The organism is Yoonia sp., from assembly GCF_042093035.1.
Classification (GTDB): Bacteria; Pseudomonadota; Alphaproteobacteria; order Rhodobacterales; family Rhodobacteraceae; genus Yoonia.
Window position 1 is genome coordinate 1 of record NZ_JBELFI010000160.1, and the last position, 4,329, is coordinate 4,329.

At 55.6% G+C, this 4,329-nt stretch carries 4 protein-coding genes and 1 pseudogene; 1 reads left to right on the plus strand and 4 read right to left on the minus strand.

Annotation, left to right across the window (positions count from 1 at the left end; all coding sequences use genetic code 11):
- On the plus strand, positions 1–219 hold a 219-nt coding region (locus ACFDSS_RS13760; RefSeq protein ID WP_375256295.1), incomplete at its 5' end, for a hypothetical protein.
- 9 nt (positions 220–228) lie between these two features.
- Here the strand turns inward: ACFDSS_RS13760 and ACFDSS_RS13765 are convergent.
- The 4 genes and pseudogenes from ACFDSS_RS13765 to ACFDSS_RS13780 form a co-directional block, all read right to left on the minus strand.
- Positions 229–1,716: an AMP-binding protein gene (locus tag ACFDSS_RS13765; RefSeq protein WP_375256296.1), complete on the minus strand. Its 1,488-nt coding sequence runs from the start codon at positions 1,714–1,716 to the stop codon at positions 229–231.
- Complete coding sequence (locus ACFDSS_RS13770; protein ID WP_375256297.1) at positions 1,713–3,116, minus strand: aldehyde dehydrogenase family protein; 1,404 nt, start codon at positions 3,114–3,116, stop codon at positions 1,713–1,715. The genes ACFDSS_RS13765 and ACFDSS_RS13770 overlap by 4 nt, the downstream gene beginning before the upstream one ends.
- A 59-nt stretch (positions 3,117–3,175) precedes the next feature.
- The gene (locus tag ACFDSS_RS13775; RefSeq protein ID WP_375256298.1) at positions 3,176–4,147 is read right to left on the minus strand and encodes a tripartite tricarboxylate transporter substrate binding protein; all 972 of its coding nucleotides are present in this window, start codon (positions 4,145–4,147) and stop codon (positions 3,176–3,178) included.
- A 38-nt stretch (positions 4,148–4,185) separates the two neighbouring features.
- Positions 4,186–4,329: pseudogene (locus tag ACFDSS_RS13780) on the minus strand (tripartite tricarboxylate transporter TctB family protein); the annotation flags it as partial.

A 4,329-nucleotide genomic window follows, 5' to 3' on the forward strand; every position in this document is an offset into this window, starting at 1 on the left:
GACCTTGCTTCTTTTCAACCAAATGGCCGTTTTCACAGAGATATACTTTTAGCGAACAGAACCATAGATGCTCTGCCGTCTTTCGCCGTTAGAGCGACAAATATCGTGATCATAGTTTGTCACTGCTTCATTATTGAAGCAGACGAACCAAGCGCTCGTCCATTGAGCCTGCCCACCATTGGTTGCGTGAGTTATTCAACGTCTATCAGCGGTCCATGACAAATCGCGCTAGACAAGATCCGCCAACTTCAACCTCTGGATCTTCCCCGATGGCCCCTTCGGCAATTCAGGTAAAAAATGAATGGTGTCAGGCGATTTGAACTTCCCTAGGCGTTCCTGACAGAGCGCAATCAACGCCTTCTCTGACAACTGCGACCCTGGTTTGATCGCGACCGCCGCTTCAACCGTTTCACCATAGCTTTTGCAGCTTCGCGCAAAGGCGGCAGCTTCGATGATGTCAGGCTCCGAATAGAGCACTTCATCAATTTCGCGCGGCGCGATATTTTCGCCGCCCTTGATGATCAACTCTTTCAGTCGCCCTGTCACAAAGACATAGCCATCCTCATCCACATGCCCCAAATCGCCTGTGCGCAACCATTCGCCAGCAAATGTCTTTTCGGTTGCGTCGGGATTGTGAAGATACTCCACCATCACATTAGGGCCACGTATCGCAATCTCACCTTCCTGATTGGCGGGCGCCGCCTCGAGATCGGGTGTCAGGATGCAAACTTCATTGCCGTAAGCGACCCCCGGTGATCCGATCTTGCGCACACCGGGCGGGAGCGGGTTTGACAGGATTTGGGCCGCGGTTTCTGTCAGGCCCATGGTTTCGATGATGGGCACGTTGAATCGTTCTTCAAATGCAGATTGCGTCTCGACGGCCAGTGCGGATGATGCAGAGCGGCCAAAGCGCAGGCGTTCGCGGACCTCGGGCGCGGGGTTGGCGTCATTGTGTAGAAGATGGCTGATAATAGTAGGGACGACCGAGAACCAGGTCACCTGCGCCACTTCTGCTTGGTCCCAGAACTTGCTGGCCGAGAATTTTGCGGTCATCGCCAGGGAGCCGCCCGAAACAAGCGCGCCCATCATCGTCACGCAAAGTCCGTTGATGTGATAAATCGGCAGGACACAAAACCCGCGATCAGCTGACGACAGGTCATGTGCAATGGCTGTCGTCCACCCACCAGCCAATAAGCTAGCATGAGAGTGCACAACGCCTTTGGGCTGGCCTGTCGTGCCTGAGGTATACATCAAGAGCGCATGTTGGTTGGCGGTAAATTCAGGGATTTCAGCCTTGTTCTGCAATAAGTCGGGGGCAATGATCTGAAGGCCTTCTGGCGCGACTTTTGCAATGGCCTCGATCTGACTGTCATGAACAAACGCAAATCGCGCACCACTGTGATCCAGCGCATAGGCAATTGCCGATGGACCCGCAGCAAGGTTGATCATCGTGGCCCGAAAACCACCATAAAGGGCAGCATAGACCGAAAGCACACCATCGCGGCCATTAGGATGTACAATGGCGACACATTCGCCTTGCTTGATGCCAGAGCCTGTGAGGCCCTGCGCCATGCTGCGCGCTTCATCACGTAACTCACGCCAAGTCAGTTGCTCATCGGTTTCAGGGAAAACGATGGCAATGCCGCCGTCTTCTGCCCGCGCGTCAAGCCAATCTTGAACCGTGCCTTGAGGCGGTACAATTTTGTTAAAAATCATTCGCCGGCCTCAGTCCAGTAGTCGCCAAAAATGTCTTCGACAGCAGGTTCGTTGGCCGGAATTTCCCGAACGATCTTGGTTGCCTGCATGAAATGGCGCCAATGCAGGTTGGTATCGATGGAATTGCCACCCCAAGACCCGCAGCCCATCGACAGTGAAAACGGCATACCATTGGTAAACGACCCACCCGTCGCAAAAGTGTGCGCTTGGTTCACAATAACGCGACTGGTGGGGATCGCCTTTGCAAGCGTGAGGGGCCTGTCGCTGGTTTGCGTGTGAATGCCAACAGAATGACCCGCACCTTGGTGCATCTCGATCTCATGTGTGATGCGTACCGCGTCGTCAAAATCTTTCGCCCGATAAACGGTCAAGACGCGGCTCAACTTTTCGCCCGATAACGGATGATCAGGGCCAATACCCTTGGTCTCAACGGCAAGATATGCCGTGTCGGCGGGCACTTCGTCGCTCAGGCCTAGTCCGGCGATCATCTTATCTGCATCTTGCGCAATCGCTAGCGGGTTCAGATGCCCTTTCACCCACAGCTTGGATGTTACTTTGGTTTCATCCGTGATTAATGCGCCGCCCGTACGGGCCATTTCGGATGCAAAGGCATCGTAAATCTCATCCACCACAACAACGGCGTTCTCGGAAGAGCAGGACGTTGCATTGTCAAAGGTTTTAGAGGCTTTGATCTTTTCGGCAGCAGCGGCCAAATCGGCGGTTTCATCGACGATGACAGCAACATTGCCAGCGCCCACGGCCAGCGCAGGCGTCCCTGACGTATAGGCCCGTTTCACGTTGTTCTGGCTGCCAGTGACAACAATCAAGTCTGCAATCTCAAGCAGTCGCTGGGTTTTTTCTTTGGACCCACGTCCGGGGATCATCTGCACCAAATCGCGGTCAATCCCAAGCTTGTCAAACTCGGTGTGGATATAGCCGAGTAAAGCTTCGCACGTTGGAACGCCTTTTGGAGAAGGCGAGACCACAATCGCGTTCCCGCACTTAAGGGCATTGATGATGTTGTTTGCAGGCGTCGCTCCGGGATTCGTGGAGGGAACAACAGCACCGATCACGCCAATCGGGCGCGCAATTTCGGTAATGCCTGTTGCAGGGTCGTCGCTGATAATCCCTTGGGTCTTTGCGTGTTGAATGTCGCGCATCAGGCCCAGCGTCTTGCGATGGTTCTTTGTAATCTTGTCGGGCACGTTCCCGAGCCCGGTCGTTTCAACCGCAAGTTCCGCCAGATGGCGATTGCGGGAAGGCTCCATGATGGCCCAGGCCGCGGCCTGTGCGGCGCGGTCATAGGCTTTTTGTGAACCGCCACGCTCAAAGGCGCTCTGGGCCGTGCGCGCACGTGCGACGATGGCTTCTACCTCTGCGATGGGATCAATGGAGTTCATGGGGACTATCCTGTTGATGCGGGGGCGCAGCACCCAATCAGGGGCGCTGCGCTGTTAGTCTAGAGACCGGCCAGAAGCTCTTCGAGCGTCTCCTGACGTGCGGCCCACATTTCGAGGACTTCGTCACGTGTCATGATGGCCATTGGCGAACCACCGGCGGCCATGCGGCTTTGCACGCGGCCATTCTCGAACATGGCAGGCACGGTTTCGGCCAGCTTGTCAATTATGGGCTGTGGCGTGCCCTTTGGCACCATCACACCGCGGAAGTTCACGGATGCGTTGTCGATGTCAAAGCCTTGCTCCATCATGGTTGGGACGTCTGGCAGGAACTCTTCGTTGCGCTCCAGGTCGAACACTCCAAGGATCTTCACGTTGCCAGCTGCCTGCGCACGGAACGCATCGGACAGGTTGTTAACACCGCCAAGAACTTCGCCTGCGATCACGGCGCGCATCGCACCTGCACCGCCAGCGTTATTCGGGATATAGGCCAGTTCCACGCCAGCCGCTTTCTCAAGCTGCAAAGCCGCGATGTGGTGACCCACAAAGAGACCCGCGCCCGAGAATGTCAGACCACCTGGGTTCGCCTTTGCATAATCGACCACGTCCGCCATTGAGTTGAACGCGCTGTCGGCGCCAACAACGAAGACTGCAGGGTCGGCGCCCCAGTTTGCAATCGGCTCAAAGCTGTCGGTCGAGTAAGACACGCCACCTTCGATAGACTGTGCCACAAAGTGCGGAATGTTATAGGCACCCAGCGTATAGCCGTCTGCTTCTGCTTCGGTCGCAAACCAGTTCCAACCGACACGGCCACCCGCACCGGGGCGGTTCACAATGGCGATTGGCATGCCAAGCGCATCTTCGTTGCCGGCGGTCATCGTCACAATGCGCGCCTGAAAGTCGGTCGCACCACCTGCGCCGTAGCTGACCATCATCATGATGGGCCGTTCGGGATAGCTGCCATGACCATCAGCATAGGCTGTTCCTGTCATTGTGGCCAAGGCCAGTGCGGCCCCTGCAATCCATTTTTTCATAGTATCCTCCCTAGGGTTAACTCTGCCGCCTTTGCGGTTCAGAAAAAAATCTCTCGCGGTGTGAAAACATTCAGCAGTTGCGCGAAAAGACCGTACATGACCGCCATGAAACCAGCGGTAATCAATAGCCGTTTGCCCCAGCTTTTCATTTCTGAATGCGGGGCCGGATCGTAAAGTGAAAG